Origin of the sequence: Terriglobus sp., from assembly GCF_965201105.1 — a bacterium.
GTDB lineage: Bacteria > Acidobacteriota > Terriglobia > Terriglobales > Acidobacteriaceae > Terriglobus.
Window position 1 is genome coordinate 1,749,203 of record NZ_OZ241741.1, and the last position, 19,502, is coordinate 1,768,704.

Here is a 19,502-nt window from a genome sequence, read left to right on the forward strand (position 1 = left end):
CCATGGCGGAGAATCATGCAGGTTTCGGTGCAAGCACCAAGTCCACTGCGGCCGCAAAGAACGCGGCCTCCGGTCGAAATGACAGTTGTTTTGCCGATCCGAGAGCTGAAAACTTCTTGCTGGATCGCGGCATAAGCGATCCCGGAGCAACGCAGGTAGACACGGACCGCACCGGGACGACGTATCTGGTGCGGCGTGATGCGCGGCCTTGGCTGCTGCTGTTGAGTGTGCTTGCCGTGCTTACCGACCGCCTGACCAAGGTCTACGTCGCGTCGCATCTGCAGATGGGCCAGGCGGTCACGGTGATTCCGCATGTTTTCCGCATCACGCACGTGCTAAACTTTGGCGCGGCGTTCAGCATATTTGCGGAGTCAGCATCGCCGGAAGCCGTTCGCTGGTCGTTGGTCGTATCTTCCGTCATTGCGGCTGTGGTCGTGTTGACCATGTTGTGGCGCATGGGGCGAGTGTTCTCTCCGGCTGCCGTGGGATTGGCACTGATCCTGGGGGGCGCAATCGGCAACCTGTACGACCGCATCGAGCTGCACTACGTCGTTGACTTTTTGGAAGTGCACATTGTGCGGTATCACTGGCCCGATTTCAACGTGGCGGACAGCTGCATTTCGGTGGGCGCGGTTCTGATCCTGATTGAGCTGCTCTGGCCCAAGGCAAAGCAAACGCACGTGGAAGACGCCGTCGTGGTGGAGTAGGGCGGGTGCGTGGCGCTCCGAAGCAGGGCCTTCGCTTCGCGCAGGATGACAATGGTTTTTGCAAGTGAGTGAGAAAAGCTTGAATGCAGCAGTGCAACTCGGGATTGAGGCGAGCGTTCCCGCCAAGGTGAAGGCACTGGCGCCAACCAGCATCGTGATTCGCGGCGCGCGCACGCACAATCTGAAGAGCGTCGACATTGACATTCCGCATAACGCGATGACGGTGGTCACGGGCGTGAGCGGAAGCGGCAAGAGTTCGCTCGCCTTCGACACGGTGTACGCCGAGGGCCAGCGCCGGTATGCGGAATCTCTCAGCGCCTACGCACGGCAGTTTCTGGAACGCATCGAGAAACCCGATGTCGACTTCATGGATGGCCTGGCCCCGGCGATCGCGATCAAGCAGAAGAACCAGACGCGGAATCCCCGTTCCACCGTTGCGACCGCGACGGAGATCTACGACTACATGCGGCTGCTCTTTGCACGGTGCGGCACCGTGACCTGCCTGCACTGTGGCGGCATCGTGAAGCGCGACACGGTCGATGAAATCGCGGCTTCGGTGCTGGCGATGGAAGAAGGAACGAGGCTGTATGCGCTGTTCCCGATCGAGCCGCGGCCGGTCACGCTGGAAGCCATGCAGGAGTTTCTGCCGGCCGCGCCCGATGCTGAAGAGACAACCCCACCGGCGCCAAAGCCGAAGAAGCTGGTGAATAAGAAGCAGGCAAAGGCGGACGCCGCCGTGCCTGTGCTGGACGTGAGCGAGAAGCTGAAGGCGCGGTTGGCCGAGTTGCGCACCCGCGGCTACAACCGGCTCTTCCAAGGCGGTAATATCGTTGAGTTCTCAACGCCCGAGTCGTTGCTGGAGCTTGACTTCACGCAGCCGATCTATGTGCTTGCCGACCGGCTAAGCGTAAGTGCGGGCGTCCGCTCGCGCATTGTGGATGCAATCGAGACCGGCTATCGCGAGGCGAATGAGATTGTCTTCCAGACCGCGCCGCGCGACGAGAGTGCGCCGGTGCGTTTGCGGTTCTCGACTGCCTTCGAGTGCACGGACTGCCACCGCGCATACCGAGAGCCGGAACCGCGGCTGTTCAGCTTCAACAACCCGTTTGGCGCGTGTCCGCGTTGCCAAGGCTTCGGCAACACCATCGACTTCGACCCGAAGCTGATCGTGCCCGACGAGTCGAAAACGCTGGATGGTGGCGCCATCGCGCCATGGTGCACGGAGAAGTACCGGCCGCACCATGGCGAGATAAAGCGCTTTGCGCAGGCAAACGGCGTCCCGCTGAACACACCCTGGTACGACCTGACGCCCGCGCAGCAGGAGCTGATCTGGGAGGGCAAGGGCAGCTTCACCGGTATTCGCGGCTTCTTTACGCACCTGGACACCAAGAAATACAAGCTGCACGTGCGCGTGTTTCTTTCGAAGTACCGCGGCTATGCGCCGTGTCCTGCGTGCCGGGGACAGCGCCTGCGTGCCGAGGCCCGGGCCGTGCTGCTGCAAGGCAGGAACATCTGCGAGGCGGCCGGCATGACGATCACCGCGGCACGGGAGTTCTTCGATTCGCTGGCGTTGTCGCCGGCGCAGATGGAGATCGCGGGCAAGATCCTGGAAGAGGTGCGGCAGCGCATCGGCTTCCTGGAGCAGGTTGGCCTGGAGTACCTGACTCTGGATCGCCTGTCGTCGACGCTGAGCGGGGGTGAGTCGCAGCGCATTCAACTTGCCACCTCGCTCGGCTCACGGCTGGTGGGTGCACTGTATGTGCTGGACGAGCCAAGCATCGGTCTGCACTCGCGCGATACGGCGCGGCTGGTCAAGATCATGCACGATCTGCGCGACCTGGGAAACACGATTCTGGTCGTTGAACACGACCCGGACGTGATTGCAGCAGCGGACCGGTTGATCGATCTGGGGCCCGGCGCGGGAGAACTGGGCGGCCAGCTGCTTGCGGCAGGGACGGTACCGGAGGTCGAAGCCGACCCGAACTCCATCACCGGCAAGTACCTTTCCGGGCGGACCCGGATCCCCGTTCCAAGAGAGCGCCGCGAGCCCGGCCGCGAGATGCTGAAGCTGCGTGGCGCGCGCATTCACAATCTGCGCGGCGTTGACATCGACATCCCGCTTGGGATGCTGTGCTGCGTGACCGGCGTCAGCGGCTCGGGCAAGTCAACCATTGTGCACCAGGTGCTCTACCGCGGGCTGCAGTTTGCGCTCGGCATGGAGGGCGCGACGAGCGACGCCGAGAAGCTCTACCGCGAACTGAACGGCGCGCAAAATCTGCGTGAGGTCGTGATGGTGGATCAGTCGCCCATTGGGCGAACTCCGCGGTCGAACCCGGTCACGTACTTGAAAGCGTTCGACGCCATTCGCGAGCTTTTTGCCGCTCAGCCCGATGCCAAGCGCAAGAGCTGCACCGCGGGATCCTTCAGCTTCAACGTGCCCGGCGGCCGCTGCGATGTATGCGAGGGTGACGGCACCGTGACCGTCGAGATGCAGTTTCTGGCGGACGTGGAACTGCCGTGCGAGGAGTGCGGCGGCACGCGTTACAAGGCCGGCATTCTGGAGGTGAAGTACAAGAACCGGAACATCTACGACGTGCTGAACATGACCGTGAAGGATGCGCTGCATTACTTCGCTGGGCACCCGAAGATCGTGGACCGCCTGCAGGTGCTGGACGAGGTGGGCCTTGGTTACGTGCGGCTCGGCCAATCCGCCACGACGCTCAGTGGCGGCGAGGCGCAGCGGGTAAAGCTGGCGGCGCATCTGGCCAATATCCGCACCATCGGCAGTGGCAAGCCGGATGCGAAGAAGGTTGGCAGCCGCGTGCTATACATCCTTGACGAACCGACGACTGGGCTGCACTTTGCGGATGTTGCCACGCTGCTGCAGGCGTTCCGGAAGCTGATCGAGGGTGGCGGCTCCCTGCTGGTCATCGAGCACAACATTGACGTGATCAAATGCGCCGACTGGGTCATCGATATGGGCCCGGAGGGTGGTGCCGCGGGCGGTCGCGTGGTTGCGACGGGCACGCCTGAGGAGATTGCGCGCGTGCCCGAAAGCTACACCGGGCGTTGGTTGCGGCCGGCGCTGGGCATGCCTGCGGAACGAGCGGCGGACATGGACCATGCAGCGGCTTAGCCTTGCCTGCGTGCTGCTGCTGATTCCGGTGGCGGGTCGGGCGCAGTGGCAGCTGCCGCCCGGCACCAGCTCTTCGGCGGAGGACTCGACGCAGACCACCGCTCCGGCTGCGAGCGGCCCGATTGCGGCAGCAGAAAAGCTGTTTGAGGCGCAGGACTGGAGCGGCGCGGTTGCGCTGCTTCGGCCGCTGGTCGCGCGCGATCCCAGGAACGCGCATGCGCAGTACGACCTAGGCTTTGCGCTGGACAATGCGGGAGATGTAGCGGGAGCGCGCGCAGCGTATGAGAAGGCCGCCACGGTCGACCCAAACCTGATAAGCGCCCGCGTCTCGCTGGGGCTGTTGCTGGCGCGGCAGGGCGACGTGGCGGCTGCGGCCAAGTGGCTGCGAGCGGCCATCGCCCTGCCGGAAGATCCGGCGTCACAGCCGGCGCGAGCCCAGGCAGAGCGGGCGCTGGCGCGGCTGGACCTGCCGGCAGCACCGGAACAGGCGCGCGACGAACTGGTTGCCGCGATCCGGCTGAGCCGTGAACAGCCGGAAGATGTGGAACTGAGCGCGGAGATCGCTGAGGCGCTGCACGACGACGCCGCTGCCGAACAGGCGTACGCGCGCGTGCTGGGCGCCTCGCCCGGTGATCCGGAAGCAACGTCCGCCTATGCACGCGTCCTGCTGCGCGAAGGCAAGCAGGAGCAGGCCGAAGGCGCGGTCGAGCGCGGCTTGGCGGCCCACCCGGACAGCGCTCCCCTGTTGGCCACGCAAGCAGAGCTTCTGCTGCGCGCAAAGAAGCTGGATGAGGCTGTTCCTTTGCTGGAGCGGCTGCACGGCAGCGATACGGGCAATGCCGCGGTCAGCCGTCTGCTGGCGCGGGCATACGTTGCGGCGGGCACGCCCGAAAAGTCGAACGACCTGTTCGCCACGTTGCTGCGGAAGGATCCAAATGACGCCACGTTGCAGGCGGACTGGGCGGACAGCCTGATCCGGCAGAAGCGCAATGCCGAAGCCGAAGCGGTGCTGGAACGGGCGTTGACGCTGCCGTTTCCCACGCCAGAGGCAAAGGCAAACGCCGCCGGCAAGCTGGCGTTTGCGGCTGCGGCCGGCCAGCACCCGGACACGGTTTTGCGTGCCGTGCAAATTCGCGACGGAATACTACCTCCGGACGCCGCGACCACTTTCCTTTTGGCCACGGCGCATGATACTTTGCATTACACAGCGCAAGCTGCAGCAAAGTACCGCGAGTTTCTTCAGCTCGCGGGCGGGTCGTTTCCCGACGAGGTGTGGCAGGCGCAGCAGCGCTTGCAGGTGCTTCGCCGAGCAAAGTAGCTTCCAGCCGCAAGGGAGGTATGCGATGCACGTGATTGTTTTTCGCAAGATGAAGTGGACTCGTGCGCGCAGCGGGATGCGCGCCGCCCTGGCCTGCACGGTATTGGTTGGATCGATCGCGTTCGCGCCACCGGCGCAGGCCTCTTCTGGTGTCGAGGTGATCGATGCCCACATGCTGACCGAGTTGGAGCAGCATGCGCTCACAGCCAACGCCAGGGAGCAGGCGTTTCTATATGCCGACCTGGCCGACAAGCTGAGCGTGCTGGCCGGCAAGCAGTTAGCCGATGGCGAGGTGGATGAAGCCGAGGCGACCCTGGAGCGCATGGAAGACTGCACCGCCAAGATGGAGAGCAACTTCCAACAAAGCAAGAGCCTGAAAAAGACGGAGCTGTTGCTGCATATGACGAACCGCCGGCTGAGCGACATGGTGCGCGCCGCAGGCATGGACGCGAAACCGCATGTGCAATCCGCGTTGAAGCGATTGAACGCGGCACAAACCTCGCTTTTGGCGATAATTTTCGCGAAGTAGAGATGATGCGGAACGTACGAGCACGGGAGCGCCGGAGCTTGCCGGTGATGCTTGTCAGCCTTGCGATATTGCTGCCCTGCTGCAATGCGATTGCCCAGCGCGGACATGCCGATTTGTCTGAAGCCGAGATCGAACAGTTGCGCGACGCCGCGATGGATCCGGCGGCGCGCGTCCTCGTCTTTCAGAAGCTGATCGACACGCGCATGGAACGCATTCAGCTCGTTCTGACGGACGTTCGCGCGCAGGGCCGTGCGCAGGACATTCACCAGAACATGGCAGAGGTAAGCGGCATCGTGAACGAGTTGGAGGACAACCTGGACGAGTACGCCGCGGCGCACCGTGATCTGCGCAAGTCCTTGCCGAAGCTGGTCAGCGCGACCGAACGTTGGCAGAGCGTCCTGCGGCAGCCCCCTGAGAACGAGCAGTACAAGCTGGCGCGCAGCCTGGCACTGGAGGCCGTGACCGACGTAAAGGACGAGATGGCGAAGCTGATTCCGGAGCAGCAGGCGTATTTCAAAGAGCACCCGCCGTCAAAGCAGACCGCGCCGCAGCAGTATGAGGTGGATCAGGAAGTTCCACACCGGCGCGACCATTAGCACACAGGCTCGCCCGGTATCCTGAACAGGTGGTTGCTTCCCCTGAACTGCATAGCATTTTCGCGGCGGCATACCGCGACTTGCGCCCTCGCGCGCCCATGCCGCCGTTCGATGTCCGTTTCCGGCGTTTTGTTTCGCTGAACACGACGATTCGCCTGCGCGAAGGTCAGCTGATGGTTCGATTGAGCGACCTGTTACAGGCCGCTCCGCCCAGCGTGCATGAGGCCATCGCGCACATCCTGCTGGCAAAGCTGTACCGCAAGCCCGTTGAGCGCACGCACGCGCACCGGTATCGCGTGTACACGCAGAGCGAAGTGGTCCTGCGACAGACCGAGCAGACCCGGCAAACGCGCGGCCGCAAGCAAATCACCACGGCGATCGGCCGCTACTACGATTTGGACGAGGTCTTCGAATCCGTCAACCGGCAGTTTTTTTTCGGCCTGCTGGGTAGGCCGGTACTGACGTGGAGCAATCACGCGGCGCGGCGCCTGCTGGGCCACTACGACGCGGCGCACAACACGATCATGGTCAGCCGCGTCTTTGACGGACCCCGCGTGCCGCGCTATGCCATCGAATACCTGCTGTACCACGAGATGCTGCACCTGAAGCACCCGGTCAGGATCAAAGCCGGGCGGCGCTGCGTGCACTCGCGAGAGTTCCAGGCAGAGGAGCGGCTTTTTCCACTTCTGAACGAAGCAAAGGCATTCCTGAAGCTGCTTTGAGCGACTTACGCCGCTGCGGGTTCAGCCGGCTCGGAGCTGCCCATGGCCGGGCTGTACGGCACATCGCCACGCCGCTTCGCGTACAGAATGAGCAAACCGCCAATCAGAATCGTAAGCAGCGCGGCGACCTGGGCGTTTGTCATGCCGAGATACAGCCGCTCATTCCGCCGCAGAAACTCGATCAAAAAACGTCCGACGCCACTCAGGACCAGGTACTCGCCGGTGACCTGACCGATGGGCAGACGTTTGCGCCCGCGAATCCACAGGTATGCGCCCAGTGCCAGCCCAAACAGCAGCTCATAGACGGGCGTCGGTTCCACCAGCAGGCCGGGCGGGTTCGGCACCGGCGGGTCCAACGCATCATCCTTGATGTGCACGCCCCAGAGATGGGTAGTGTTGATGCCGTAGTCGCCGTCGCCGGAAGTGAGGCAGCCGATGCGCCCGATGCCATAGCCGATCGCCGCGGCAGGCGCCGCAAGGTCGAGCATGCGGAGGGCACCGATCTTGAGTGAGCGCCCCTGCCACAAAAGCGCGCCCACGCCGAAGAGGAGACCGCCGAACCAGGCGAAGCCCGCGCGAAACCACTGCAGGAAGTTCAGCAGAATGTTGACCGGGTGCGACCAGCCAGGGCTGACGATGGCGCGCAGCTCGTGGCCGAACTCAACCGGCTGCTGCAGCTCGTGCCACAGCTTCGCGCCCAGAATGCCCAGAATGAGCGATGTGGCGACGATTACGACCGCATCGGCCTTGATCACGTTGCGGCTCAGGTTGCGCTGCAGCACGATCACCCCCGCCACGCCGGCCAGCCACATGAACAGACCAAAAGTGCCAAGCGAGAATGAGCCGATGTGGATGAAGGGAAACATGCGCCTTGTGAAGTATACGTTTGAGGCGCAGAAAGTTTGTTTCGGGGGCAGACCGCGTTTAGGCTTAGGGGCATGTCTACGAACGACTCGCCGGCCGCGGACGCGACGGAGCTTACTGCAGACGCCGCCAAGGGAGTCAGCACACCCACGTTCATCCCCGCGTCGCAGTGCGAGGTGCTGTTCTCTGAAGAGCAGATACGCGAGCGCGTGCGCTTCATCGGAGCGGAGATCAGCCGCGATTACAAGGGCGAAAGTATTGTGCTGGTGGGCGTTCTAAAGGGCGCGGCCATCTTCCTCGCGGATCTGGCACGCGCCATTCAAGTGGACAATACGTTCGACTTTGTCGCGGTTTCAAGCTACGGCAAAGGCACGACATCGACCGGCGCGGTCAAGCTGATCAAGGATCTGGACACGTCTATCGAGGGCAAGCACGTGATTGTGGTGGAAGACATTCTGGACACGGGCCTGACGCTCAGCTACCTGCGCAAGCTCATGCTGCAGCACAAGCCCGCAAGCCTGAAAATCGCCACGTGCCTGGACAAGCCGGAGCGACGGCTGGTGCCCATCGAAGCCGATTACGTCTGCTTCTCGATCCCGAATCGCTTCGTGATCGGATACGGCATGGACTTTGCGGAGAAGTACCGCAACGTGGTCGACATCCGCCTGTTTCCCGAAGAGCTGGCGTAGCCCCGGCTTCTCTTTTTAGTTTTCCGCAGGAGCACACGTTGGAAGCCACGCAATTGAACCGCCGATGGTTTGTGTCTGCCGCTACGTTTGCGGCGTTGTCGCAGTGGTTGCCGGCTTCCGAAGCACAGGCGTCTTCGGTGCAGGTGTTCGTCACAGACGCGAAGCGCCGGCACGAAGCAGCCACGGCGCTCGCGTGGCAGCCGGCCAGCACGCGTGCAGCGGACGCTACGATCCGGATCGACACGGCCGAGCGGTTTCAGCCGATGCTTGGCTTTGGCGCGGCGTTCACCGACGCGTCCTGCTTCGTGCTGCAGGGCATGTCGCCAGCGGCGCGCCAGGCGCTCATGCATGACCTGTTCTCGCCCAAGGCGATGAACCTGAGCGTGGGCCGTTGCGCTGTGGGCGCCAGCGATTACTCACGTGACCTCTTCAATTATGACCATGTCGCGGGCGACACCGGCATGGCCCACTTCAGCACCGCGCATGACGACGCGTACATCCTGCCGACTTTGCGCGCGGCACGGGCGATCCAGCCCGACCTGTTCCTGCTCAGCAGCACGTGGAGCCCGCCGGGTTGGATGAAGGTGTACGGAACGATGCTGGGCGGCTTTATGAGCTCGCACCACCTGCAGGACTATGCCCGCTACTATGTTGCGTTTCTGGAAAGCTATGCCGCCAAAGGCGTCCCGATCCAGGCGCTCACCACCGGCAACGAGGTTGAAGTCGGGACGACCCTTGGCTCCATGCCTGCCACGTTCTGGACCGCGGAGATGGAGGCGGACTTCATTCGCGACTACCTCGCTCCACTCTTGCGTGAGCGCAACCTCGGCACGCAGATCTGGCTGCTTGACCACAACTACGACCTGTACAAACGCGTGCTGTGGCAGTTGCAGGACCCGCAACTGCGGCGAGCCGTGCAGGGTGTCGCCTGGCACGGGTACCTGGGCACACCCGACATGATGAGCAAGGTTGCGGCGCAATACCCCGACCTGCCGATGTACTGGACGGAGGGCGGCTCGGACATTACCAACACCCAGTACGAGTGGGAGTGGACGCGGTGGGGCAACACGTTTACGAGCGCGTTGCGCAATGGATGCCGCTGCGTGATCGCCTGGAACCTGGCACTCGATCCGAACGGCCAGCCCAACATCGGTCCGTTCTCCTGCGCCGGCATGGTCACGATCGATGGCGACAAGTTGCGGTACGGCGGGCAATATTGGGCGATGCGCCACCTGTCGCAGCATCTGCGGCGAGGCGACGTGCGCGTCGGTTCCCACAGCGACAGCACGGATTTGTCCCACCTTGCTTTTACCCGCGCAGACGGCAGCGGCACAATTTGTGTTCTAACCAACAGCGGAGCCGAGCGATCAATCGTGGTGCAACAAGACAGCCGCGAGCTACGCCTCACCTTGCCAGAGAACAGCATCACAACCCTGGTGGGGTGAGCTGGGCGGGGTAAGCACGTCTTCGCCTCTTCTTCGCTTAGAATAGAAGGTGCAATGGCGTCCCTGACGGTGCAGCAGAAGCTCGAAATCCTGGCGGATGCGGCCAAGTACGATGCGTCGTGCGCGAGTTCGGGTGCCAAGCGTGCGGGGAACGGCAAGGGCATCGGAAGCTCCGACGGAACCGGCATTTGCCACAGCTATACGCCAGATGGCCGGTGCATCAGCCTGCTCAAAATTTTGCTGACGAACTTCTGCACCTACGACTGCGTCTTTTGCGTCAACCGCGTATCGAGTGACATTCGCCGCGCGCGTTTCTCTGTGGAAGAGGTCGTCACCCTGACGCTCGACTTCTACAAGCGCAACTACATCGAGGGCCTGTTCCTGTCGTCGGGCATTATCCAATCACCCGATTACACAATGGAGCAGCTTGTGCAGGTGGCGAAGACGCTTCGCAGCGTGCACCACTTCGGCGGCTACATGCACATCAAGGCGATTCCCGGCTGCGCGCAGCGCCTGATCGACGAAGCCGGCCTGTACGCGGACCGCTTGAGTGCCAACATTGAGCTGCCCACGCAAAGTGACCTGGTCCAGCTTGCTCCGGAGAAGAAGACGGCGGTGATCGAGGGCACGATGAGCCAGATCGCTGACCGTAAAGCCGAAGTCGACGAGGACCGCCGCAAGCTGCCCAGCGCCCCCAAATTTGCGCCCGCCGGACAGAGCACGCAGATGGTCATCGGCGCCACATCCTCGACCGATCGCGACATTATCCAGCGGGCGAGCTCGCTCTACGGCGATTACAAGCTGCGCCGTGTTTACTACACGGGCTTCTCGCCCTACCCGGAAGCAGATACGCGCCTGCCGCTGCAGGCCACGCCGCGCATGCGCGAGCATCGGCTATATCAGGCGGATTGGCTGATGCGCTTCTACGGCTTCACGGCAGACGAGATCACGACCGAGGCCGATCCGGAGCTCAACTTGGCCGTCGATCCGAAGCTCGCGTGGGCGCGGCGGCATCCCGAGTTCTTCCCGGTGGACGTGAACGCCGCACCGCGTGAAGCTCTCTTGCGCGTGCCCGGCCTCGGCTACCACAACGTGGATCGCATCGTGCGGATTCGCAAGTACCACCGGCTCGCCCTGGAGGACCTGCGCAAGCTGCATGTACGCCTGAAGGACGCCGCTGAATTTGTGGTGACGATGGACCACCTGCCCTTCACAGCAGCGCTTCCCTTCACCACGCAACAGCAGGAAGATGAGCTCGCGTTGGCGGCCGTTGCGGACGCGCCCATGCCGGTCGTGCATGGCGTTGTCGCTACGCAGCAGCTTGACCTGTTCGCGACAGCGGCGCAATCCGCGGCAACGGGGGTGCTGTGAGTTCCCTTTTCACCGTGGTAGCGCGCGTGACCCGCGTTCCGGTGCCGCCCAGCTTTGAAGCGTGGCGCGAGTTCGCCCGCAAGGCGCTCGTGCGTGGCCTGGAGCCGGACGCCATCGACTTCGCCGATGCGACCGTTGCCGCACAAAGCGACGATCTGTTCGGTGCTGTGCAGACGGACGCGGATGCGCTGGAAGGTCCGTTCGCCGAAATGTCGCAGGAACGGCCGCACGTGCCTCGTGCCTTCCTGGATCGTGCGAAACTCGCCAGCTACCATCGCGATCCGCAGCGGTGGAACCTGCTGTATCGCCTGCTGTGGCGGCTGCAGTCGAACCGCGACCTGATGCGCGTCGAGGTGGACCACGACGTGTCTGCCCTGCTGCGTTTGGTCCAGCAGGTCAAGCGCGACGAGCACAAGATGCACGCCTTTGTTCGCTTCCGCCGTATCGAGGGCGAGCGCGGCGAAGAATTCATCAGCTGGTACGAACCGGCCCATCGCATCCTGGAGCTGGCCGCTCCGTTCTTCGCGGAACGTTTTGCCGTGATGCGCTGGTCGATTCTGACGCAAGACGGTTCGGCGTACTGGGATCCCGAAACGAAGCAGTTACAGTTCGGACCATCGCTCGATCGCACGCACGCACCCGCCGGGGACGAGCTCGAAACGCTGTGGAAGAGCTATTACAGCAGCATTTTCAACCCGGCGCGGCTGAACCCGGACGGCATGCGCAATCACATGCCAGTGAAGTATTGGAGCAACCTGCCGGAGGTGGAATTGCTTCCCTCTCTGATGCAGGCAGCGGGAGGTCGCGTGGAGAGCATGATCGCAAAGCAAGGTGGCAAACCGAGCGCCGCGCCATTTGTGCCGGCGGAGCACACGTTGCCGATACTCCAGGCAGCGCTGCCCTCCTGCAAAGGCTGCGACCTGTATGAGCACGCGATTCAGGTGGTGCCGGGCCGTGGTCCGGTCACGGCGGACCTGGTTCTGGTTGGCGAACAGCCCGGCGACCAGGAAGACAAGCGCGGCGAGCCATTCGTCGGACCAGCCGGTGGCGTTTTGCGCAAGGCTCTCGCGGAAGTCGGCGTCGATCCAGAGACCGTCTACATGACGAACGCGGTCAAGCACTTCAAATTCGTGCAGCGCGGGAAGCTTCGCCTGCACCAGAACCCACGCATGAGCGAGATCACCGCCTGCAAGCCCTGGCTGATGGCCGAGCTCGACGCGCTCAAGCCGAAGGTCGTCGTCGCACTGGGCGCAAGCGCGGCCAAGTCACTGCTGGGCGGCACCTTTGCCCTGATGCGCGATCGGGGCAAGCTGATGAACACCAGCTTTGCCGAGCAGGTCATGGCAACGATTCACCCGTCCGCCGTGCTGCGGGGCCGTGATGACGCCGCTCGCGAACAGCTCTACCGCTATCTGCGCGACGACCTGATGCTCGCCCGCCAATACATGCGGGCAGCCTAGGAACCGCAGGCGGCTTAGGACAGACCGAGCGTGATCCGAACCATTGAAGACCTGCGCGGCCCGGCCGGCCGTTTGGAAGCCGTACTGAACGAGGGCGTCGACAGCGCCGCGTATGCCGCGCTGGTGTGTCACCCGCATCCGCCATCCGGCGGCACGATGCATACCCGTGCGGTTTACCAGACGATGAAGGTCTTCGAGAGCCTTGGCATTCCCACGCTCCGTTTCAACTTTCGCGGAGTCGGCGTAAGCGACGGCGCGTACGACGACGGCCGCGGCGAGGTGGAGGATGTGCGCGCGGCGCTCGACTGGATCGACCGCACACTGCAGTTGCCAATTGTGCTTGCCGGCTTCTCCTTTGGCGCAAACGTGAGCTGGCGCGCCGGGTGCGGCGACCCGCGGGTGCGCGGCCTGATCGGGCTCGGCATGCCGCTGGCGGCGGCGGGCCGGCATTACACTTATGAGTTCGTCGCCGCCTGCACGCAGCCGAAACTCCTCGTCACCGGCGCTGAAGACCCATTTGCCTCGCGCGACCGCATGGAGCGGGTGATGGCAGATGCGCCGCCCCCACTGGAGATGCACTGGGTCGAAGGCGCGGAGCACTTCTTCATGGGCGTGCCCGGCTCGCCCGCGCCGAAGCTGCCGCACATGCAGGAAATTGTGCGCACCTGGGTTCGGGCGCAATTCTTCGGCGTGTGATTCACGGTGCGGCGGTCAACGTGACGCTAGCACCAGCTCTGCGGCTGCAGTTTCCGCATTGACCTTCCGCAGCAGCGGTCGCACGATCTCCATCGCGGTGTCCACGTGCTGCCGCTCCAGCAAGAAGCTCGGCAGAAACCGCATGACGTTTCCCTGTACGAAGTTCAGCATCAGGCCTTGCTCCAGGGCCGATTCCGCGATCTGACGGCCCGGCACATTGAGTTCCAGCGCCTGGATCAGGCCGACACCGCGCGCCTCGACCGCGATGTCCAGCTCACGCGCGAGCGCTTCGAGGTGTTCCCGCAGGTAGGATCCGGTGTCGCAGACGCGCGCAAGCAGGCCCTCTTCCTCTACAACGGAGAGGAACTCAAGACCGAGCCTGCATGCCAGCGGCGAACCACCGAGCGTGGAGCCATGTTTGCCCAACCCAAGCGCATGAAAGAGCTCGCCGGAAACCAGCAGCGCCGAGAGCGGAAGACCACCGCCCAGCGGCTTGCCCAGGATCAGCACGTCTGGCCGCACACCCGTTCGCGAAAAAGCAAACCAGTCGCCGGTGCGGCCCAGCCCGCATTGGATCTCATCCAGCACCAGCAGCGCGTGGTGCCGGTCGGCAAGGCGGCGTGCCTCGGCCAGGAACTCGTGCGAGACCTCGTACACACCGCCTTCGCCCAGCACGGTTTCGATCAGGATGCAGCAGGTTTCGTCGGAAACGGCGGCCTGCAATGAAGCGATGTCGTCGCGCACGGCGAAATCGACACCCGGCAGGTCCGGCCCGAAGCCATCGCGATACTTCGTCTGTCCTGTCACCGCCAGCGAACCCATGGTGCGGCCGTGGTAGGAGCCCAGAAGAGATACAATGCGATGCTTATGCGGGCCGTACGCCTCGGCGGCAAAGGCGCGTGCCACCTTGATTGCACCTTCAACCGCCTCCGCGCCTCCAGTGGAATAGAACACGCCTTGCATGCCGGACAGGGCGCACAGGCGTTCGGCCAGTTCTCCGGCGAACGGCGTGCAGTACTGCGGCGACAGGTGCACAAGTTTCGCTGTCTGTTCCGCGGTGGCGCGCACCATGCGCGGGTGCGCGTGCCCCAGCGCGTTCACGCCCAGGCCGCCCATCATGTCCAGGTAGCGGTTGCCGGAGGTATCAAACAGGTACACGCCCTCGCCGCGTTCCATCACAATAGGAAACCGTGCGTACACCGGCAGCAGCCATTCGCGATCGCGCTCCAACAACCCGGCCGCGGCGCTGTTCTGATGAAATTGCGTCATTTCTACCAGTGGACAAGAGTTGCGCACGCCGGTCAAGCACCCATCCGGCCCACGCCCTTTGAGAAGGAACCAAGACAGCTACGGTTTGTTGTAGACGCATCCCGATTCTGGAAGGCAAAGTGCGTAAGCCTACCCGCACCGAAGTGGGTGCAGTACCCTGAAAGGAACAATCCCCCACTTTTGCCCCCGGGGGCAGGTCAATCTATTTGGCCCCTGACGTGCAGCCACCTGATTCACAGACGCAGAGACTCACCACAGAATGGAGTCGCACGGAGCGGATGGACAAAGCCGCGCAAAACCGGATCCTCGCCGTCGTGCTCGCTGTGGCGACGCTGGTCATCTGCGTCCTTGGGGCCCTGAACTACGCCCGTGAAGCCGGCTATGACGTACCGACTGACGGCGTCTGGTGGATGGAAAGCCCCGGCGGCCTCCGCGCTGAGCGCGTCCCTGCCGACTCGCCCGCCCAACGCGAAGGCGTCCGGACCGGCGACCTGCTAATTGCTGCAAACGGCCGGGCTACCCCGGTGCTTGCTCCCCTTGAGCGTGAGATGGCCCGGTCCGGGGTGTACGGCAGTATCAGCTACACCCTGCAGCGCGAAGGGCAGCAGTTCGGCCTTAAAGTCATTCTGGAACCGACGGACCGCACCCGCAACCAAGGGCTTCGGCTAATTGCGCTGGTATACCTGGCCATTGGCCTGTATGTGCTGTTTCGCCGCTGGACGGCACCCAAAGCCACGCATTTTTACGTGTTCTGCCTGGTCTCCGGTGTTTTGTATGCGTTCAAATCCGTCGGCCAGTTTGACGGGTTGGACTGGGTTTTCTTCTGGGGAAACGCAATTGCTGCGGCGCTGCAGCCTGCGCTATTTCTGCACTTTGCCGTTACTTTTGGTCAAGCGCGCACCTCTACCCTGCGCAAAGCCGGAGCCGTGCTGCTGTACGTGCCTGGCGCAGCGCTGATTGCTCTGAAGATTTGGGCGCTGACCCGTTGGTTCGCCACACAGCGGCTGCAGCATCGGCTCGACCAGATCGACGTAGGCTACCAGGCGATCTACTACGTAATGGCAGCCATCGTTTTCTGGCAGCGTTACCGCGCAACGAATGCCGCGCTGGAACGCCAACAGCTGAAGTGGCTCAGCCGTGGGACGCTGCTATCGATCATTCCGTTTACCGCGATTCTGGCCATTCCTTACCTGCTGAACTGGCCGGTGAATGCATCGCTGACCAAGCTGGCGACGTTCGCGCTCGTTTTCCTGCCGTTGACCTTTGCCTGGGCGATCGTGCGCTACCGGTTGATGGACACGGATCTGATCTTCAAGCGGGGCGTGACTTACACGCTCGCCACCGCTGCCCTGGTCGGCGTGTACTTCGCGGTCGTCGGCATTACTGGCGTGATGGTGCACACGCGCCTGCCCAGCTTGCGTGTTTGGGGTCTGCTGGCGGCAATTGTGGCGACCGCGCTTATTTTCGAGCCCATCAAGGTTGCAATTCAGGCACGTGTCGACCGTGTTTTCGATCAGAAGCGATTCGACTATCGTGAAACGCTCATCGAGTTCAGCCGTGGTCTCTCGTCGCAGACGGACCTTGCAACCCTGGCTCACTCTGTGGTCGAACGTCTGTCGCAAACGCTGCTGGTCGAGCGCGTTGCGCTGTTCATCGCGCCGGCCGGTGCCCGGCATGCGAGCACGCACCGGTTCGGAACGCAACCGTCCGCAGCCGTTTTTCAGCTTGCTGCCTCGCACGGCTTTTCACCGGACGCGCTGGCTGACCTGCCGCAGCACACCAGCGCGGCGTCCTTCTTGCAGTTCGACCCACTTAACATGCAGGGGCACGTCTTTTTCGAAAACCCGGCGCAGTTGCCGCATTTGTCCGAGAACGATCAGCGCGCGTCGCAGCAACTGGACCTGAACTACTACCTGCCCTGCCGGGTGGCCGAGGCAGACCGGCCCGCGCGTACCATCGCCGTCATCGGCCTGGGCCGTACGCGTGAGGGGGACTTTCTCTCCTCCGAAGATATGGAACTCCTGGAGTCGCTGGCCGGCTACATCAGTATTGCCATCCAGAACGCACAGCTCTTCGCCTCGCTTGAGCTGCAGCGCGCCGAGTTCGAGCGCCTGAAGGAGTTCAATGAAAACATCGTCGAATCCATCAAGGTCGGTATCTTCGCGCTCGACTTGGACGACTGCGTGGAAAGCTGGAACGCCGAAATGGAGGTGATGTACGCCCTGCCACGCGCGGAGGCACTGGGCCGTCACATCGCCGACATCTTTCCGAGTGAGTTTGTCGCGGAGTTCGAGCGTTCGCACCAGCAATCGGGCACGCATCATCTGACCCGGGTCAAATTGCCGCTGCGCACGGGCGAAACGCGTACCGCCAACCTCGCCATTGCGCCGCTGCTCACCCGTGACTTCGTGTCGGTCGGCTCGATTGTGCTGGTCGAGGACATTACCGAACGCACCCAGCTTGAATCCCAGCTGACGCAAGCGGAAAAGCTTTCGTCCATCGGCCTGCTCGCTGCTGGCGTCGCACACGAGGTCAACACGCCATTGGCCGTGATCAGCAGCTACGCGCAGATGCTGCAGAAGCAGGCGCGCGGCGATGACCCCGCGGCGCAGAGGCTGCGCCCGGTGCTTGAGAAGATCACGCAACAGACCTTCCGTGCGTCCGAGATCGTGAACGGCCTGCTCAACTTTTCGCGTGCCACCGGCAGCGAGATGGTGGCGCTGGACGTGAACACCGTTGCGCGCGAGACGCTGACACTCTTGGATCACCAGTTGCGCACGGCGCGCATCCAGGTGCAAACGCGCTTCCCTGCCCCGCTGCCACTCATCCGTGGCAGCCATGGCAAGCTGCAGCAGGTGGTGCTGAACCTGATTCTGAACGCGAAAGACGCGATGATCGAAAGCGGTGGCACGGACCTGTTCGTGACAACCGAGGCCACCGGGGACGAGATCGTTTTGACCGTTCGCGACACTGGCGGCGGCATCGCACCGGAGCACTTGCAACGCATCTACGACCCGTTCTTTACCACCAAGAACACTCCCAAACCCGGACAGCACAAGGGCACCGGGCTCGGCCTCGCTGTGTCATACGGCATTGTGCAGGAACATGGCGGACGCATCCAGGTGGAAAGCGAAGTCGGTCAAGGCACCGCCTTCCGGCTCCACTTCCCGATTCTGCACCAGGGCGGTTCACGATCTGGACCTGACGTCGTCCAATCAACATCCATGCAGACGGACGACACAGACGCCGTGATCACGGGTGCCGTACATGCCTGAAGCGATGCTGGACACGCCAGCCATCGCACGCCCCGTAGACACCGGTCACATACTCATCATCGATGACGAGCCCGGCATTCGCGACTCCCTGGAAACGCTGCTCACGCTGGAGGGTTTCACGGTTGAGATGGCGCCCGAGGGCCGGAGCGGCCTGGACTTGCTCGCGTCCCGGCAGTATGACCTTCTGCTGCTCGACCTTGCACTGCCCGGCGAAAGCGGCATCGACCTGCTGCCACGCATCAAGCGTCTGCGTCCGGAACTGCCGGTGATTATGATCACCGCATTTGGTACGGTCGGCAACGTGGTCGACGCGCTACGCGCCGGTGCGGAAAACTTCGTCCAGAAACCCTGGGACAATGAAAAGCTGCTGGCGGACATCCGCTCCGCCATCGCCAGACATCGCTCCGAAGAAGAAGTGGTGCAGCTGAAGCGCACGCTGAAACAGCGGTACTCGTTTGAGAACATCATCGGCAAAAGCGAACCCATGATGCGGCTGCTCGACATCGTGGCACAGGTTGCGCCTTCGCGATCCACCGTGCTGATCCACGGCGAGAGCGGCACGGGCAAGGAACTGATCGCGAAAGCGATCCACCTGAACTCACCCCGCCGCGACAAGCAGTTCGTCGCCATCAATACGGGCGCGGTGCCGGTCGACCTGCTCGAATCCACGCTTTTCGGCCACGTGAAGGGTGCCTTCACCTCTGCCATTGCAACGAAGAAAGGTTTGTTCGAGGTCGCCAGCGGAGGCACCCTGTTTCTGGACGAAATCGGCACCATGCCGATTGAAACGCAGGCGAAAATTCTGCGCGCTTTGCAGGAGCGGCGCTTCATGCAGGTGGGCGGCACGCAGGAAATCAGCGTGGATGTGCGCATTGTCGCCGCGTCCAACGTCGATCTGCAGCAGGCCGTAAAAGATGGCCGCTTCCGCGAAGACCTGTACTACCGCCTTTCCGTGATTAACCTCGATCTGCCGCCGCTGCGTGCGCGCAAAGAGGACATCCCGCTGCTCGCAGCGCATTTTCTGAAACGCTTTGCCGAAGAAAATGAGATGGAGCCACGCACCCTGGCCAATGAGGCCATGCGCGCCATGCTGGATTACGAGTGGCCCGGCAACGTGCGCGAGTTGGAGAACGCGATGGAGCGCGGCATGGTACTGTCCACAACGCCGGTTATCGGCCTGGATCTGCTACCGCAACAGCTTGCCGGCAATCCTTACAGCGCGGCGCTGCTCGAGCAGCGTTCCGACGCTTCCCTCTTCGACATCATGGAAGAGATCGAGCGCCGCATCGTGGCTGACCGCCTGGAACGCTGCAACTGGAACCAGACCGAAACCGCGGAGTTTTTCAAAATTCCGCTGAGCACGCTGAACCAGAAGATCAAGCGGTTGAACGTGGAAGTGAAGAAACGCGGCCAACACTAGCTCGG

The 19,502-nt window shown here is 62.9% G+C and carries 15 protein-coding genes; 13 read left to right on the top strand and 2 right to left on the bottom strand.

Annotated features, from left to right (window positions below):
* Positions 1–2: 2 nt before the first annotated feature.
* From lspA to ACOFKT_RS07765, 6 genes are all read left to right on the top strand, one after another.
* Positions 3–707: a signal peptidase II gene (gene lspA / locus ACOFKT_RS07740; RefSeq protein WP_419806826.1), complete on the top strand. Its 705-nt coding sequence runs from the start codon at positions 3–5 to the stop codon at positions 705–707.
* A 127-nt stretch (positions 708–834) separates the two neighbouring features.
* Positions 835–3,843: an excinuclease ABC subunit UvrA gene (uvrA, locus tag ACOFKT_RS07745; RefSeq protein WP_419807132.1), complete on the top strand. Its 3,009-nt coding sequence runs from the start codon at positions 835–837 to the stop codon at positions 3,841–3,843.
* Positions 3,830–5,161, top strand: a complete 1,332-nt coding sequence (locus ACOFKT_RS07750) for a tetratricopeptide repeat protein (protein ID WP_419806827.1) — start codon at positions 3,830–3,832, stop codon at positions 5,159–5,161. Before uvrA ends, ACOFKT_RS07750 begins: the two co-directional genes overlap by 14 nt.
* A 25-nt stretch (positions 5,162–5,186) precedes the next feature.
* On the top strand, positions 5,187–5,690 hold the full coding sequence (locus ACOFKT_RS07755; RefSeq protein ID WP_419806828.1) for a hypothetical protein: 504 nt from the start codon (positions 5,187–5,189) through the stop codon (positions 5,688–5,690).
* Between the two features lie 47 nt (positions 5,691–5,737).
* Complete coding sequence (locus ACOFKT_RS07760; RefSeq protein WP_419807133.1) at positions 5,738–6,286, top strand: hypothetical protein; 549 nt, start codon at positions 5,738–5,740, stop codon at positions 6,284–6,286.
* 98 nt (positions 6,287–6,384) lie between these two features.
* Positions 6,385–7,008, top strand: a complete 624-nt coding sequence (locus ACOFKT_RS07765; protein WP_419806829.1) for a M48 family peptidase — start codon at positions 6,385–6,387, stop codon at positions 7,006–7,008.
* Between the two features lie 5 nt (positions 7,009–7,013).
* On the opposite strand, the gene ACOFKT_RS07770 is transcribed toward ACOFKT_RS07765, so the two are convergent.
* Positions 7,014–7,874, bottom strand: a complete 861-nt coding sequence (locus ACOFKT_RS07770; protein WP_419806830.1) for a prolipoprotein diacylglyceryl transferase — start codon at positions 7,872–7,874, stop codon at positions 7,014–7,016.
* 72 nt (positions 7,875–7,946) lie between these two features.
* Between ACOFKT_RS07770 and hpt the strand changes: the two genes are divergently transcribed.
* The 5 genes from hpt to ACOFKT_RS07795 are packed head-to-tail and all read left to right on the top strand — an operon-like array spanning position 7,947 to position 13,533.
* Positions 7,947–8,561 (top strand): hypoxanthine phosphoribosyltransferase, encoded by a 615-nt coding sequence (gene hpt / locus ACOFKT_RS07775; RefSeq protein WP_419806831.1) that lies wholly within the window; start codon positions 7,947–7,949, stop codon positions 8,559–8,561.
* Between the two features lie 38 nt (positions 8,562–8,599).
* The gene (locus tag ACOFKT_RS07780; protein WP_419806832.1) at positions 8,600–10,006 is read left to right on the top strand and encodes a glycoside hydrolase family 30 protein; all 1,407 of its coding nucleotides are present in this window, start codon (positions 8,600–8,602) and stop codon (positions 10,004–10,006) included.
* A gap of 54 nt (positions 10,007–10,060) precedes the next feature.
* Entirely contained in the window at positions 10,061–11,377 is a 1,317-nt protein-coding gene (locus ACOFKT_RS07785) for a putative DNA modification/repair radical SAM protein (protein WP_419806833.1), read from the top strand.
* Positions 11,374–12,837: a UdgX family uracil-DNA binding protein gene (locus ACOFKT_RS07790; protein ID WP_419806834.1), complete on the top strand. Its 1,464-nt coding sequence runs from the start codon at positions 11,374–11,376 to the stop codon at positions 12,835–12,837. Before ACOFKT_RS07785 ends, ACOFKT_RS07790 begins: the two co-directional genes overlap by 4 nt.
* Before the next feature lie 30 nt (positions 12,838–12,867).
* Positions 12,868–13,533: an alpha/beta hydrolase gene (locus tag ACOFKT_RS07795; protein ID WP_419806835.1), complete on the top strand. Its 666-nt coding sequence runs from the start codon at positions 12,868–12,870 to the stop codon at positions 13,531–13,533.
* A gap of 15 nt (positions 13,534–13,548) precedes the next feature.
* On the opposite strand, the gene ACOFKT_RS07800 is transcribed toward ACOFKT_RS07795, so the two are convergent.
* Positions 13,549–14,802 (bottom strand): aspartate aminotransferase family protein, encoded by a 1,254-nt coding sequence (locus ACOFKT_RS07800; protein WP_419806836.1) that lies wholly within the window; start codon positions 14,800–14,802, stop codon positions 13,549–13,551.
* A gap of 278 nt (positions 14,803–15,080) precedes the next feature.
* Here ACOFKT_RS07800 and ACOFKT_RS07805 point away from each other — a divergent pair, with 278 nt between their 5' ends.
* A complete protein-coding gene (locus tag ACOFKT_RS07805) occupies positions 15,081–18,077 on the top strand; it encodes an ATP-binding protein (RefSeq protein WP_419806837.1) in 2,997 nt (998 codons plus the stop codon).
* Positions 18,070–19,497, top strand: a complete 1,428-nt coding sequence (locus ACOFKT_RS07810) for a sigma-54-dependent transcriptional regulator (RefSeq protein WP_419806838.1) — start codon at positions 18,070–18,072, stop codon at positions 19,495–19,497. Before ACOFKT_RS07805 ends, ACOFKT_RS07810 begins: the two co-directional genes overlap by 8 nt.
* The last annotated feature ends 5 nt before the right edge of the window (positions 19,498–19,502 follow it).

Coding starts and splice junctions, on each gene's coding strand:
- ACOFKT_RS07770 (WP_419806830.1), bottom strand. CDS start 7,874: ATGTTTCCCTTCATCCACATCGGCTCATTCTCGCTTGGCACTTTTGGT.
- lspA (WP_419806826.1), top strand. CDS start 3: ATGGCGGAGAATCATGCAGGTTTCGGTGCAAGCACCAAGTCCACTGCG.
- ACOFKT_RS07805 (WP_419806837.1), top strand. CDS start 15,081: ATGGACAAAGCCGCGCAAAACCGGATCCTCGCCGTCGTGCTCGCTGTG.
- ACOFKT_RS07750 (WP_419806827.1), top strand. CDS start 3,830: ATGCAGCGGCTTAGCCTTGCCTGCGTGCTGCTGCTGATTCCGGTGGCG.
- hpt (WP_419806831.1), top strand. CDS start 7,947: ATGTCTACGAACGACTCGCCGGCCGCGGACGCGACGGAGCTTACTGCA.
- ACOFKT_RS07755 (WP_419806828.1), top strand. CDS start 5,187: ATGCACGTGATTGTTTTTCGCAAGATGAAGTGGACTCGTGCGCGCAGC.
- ACOFKT_RS07765 (WP_419806829.1), top strand. CDS start 6,385: ATGCCGCCGTTCGATGTCCGTTTCCGGCGTTTTGTTTCGCTGAACACG.
- ACOFKT_RS07785 (WP_419806833.1), top strand. CDS start 10,061: ATGGCGTCCCTGACGGTGCAGCAGAAGCTCGAAATCCTGGCGGATGCG.
- ACOFKT_RS07760 (WP_419807133.1), top strand. CDS start 5,738: ATGCTTGTCAGCCTTGCGATATTGCTGCCCTGCTGCAATGCGATTGCC.
- ACOFKT_RS07800 (WP_419806836.1), bottom strand. CDS start 14,802: ATGACGCAATTTCATCAGAACAGCGCCGCGGCCGGGTTGTTGGAGCGC.
- ACOFKT_RS07810 (WP_419806838.1), top strand. CDS start 18,070: ATGCCTGAAGCGATGCTGGACACGCCAGCCATCGCACGCCCCGTAGAC.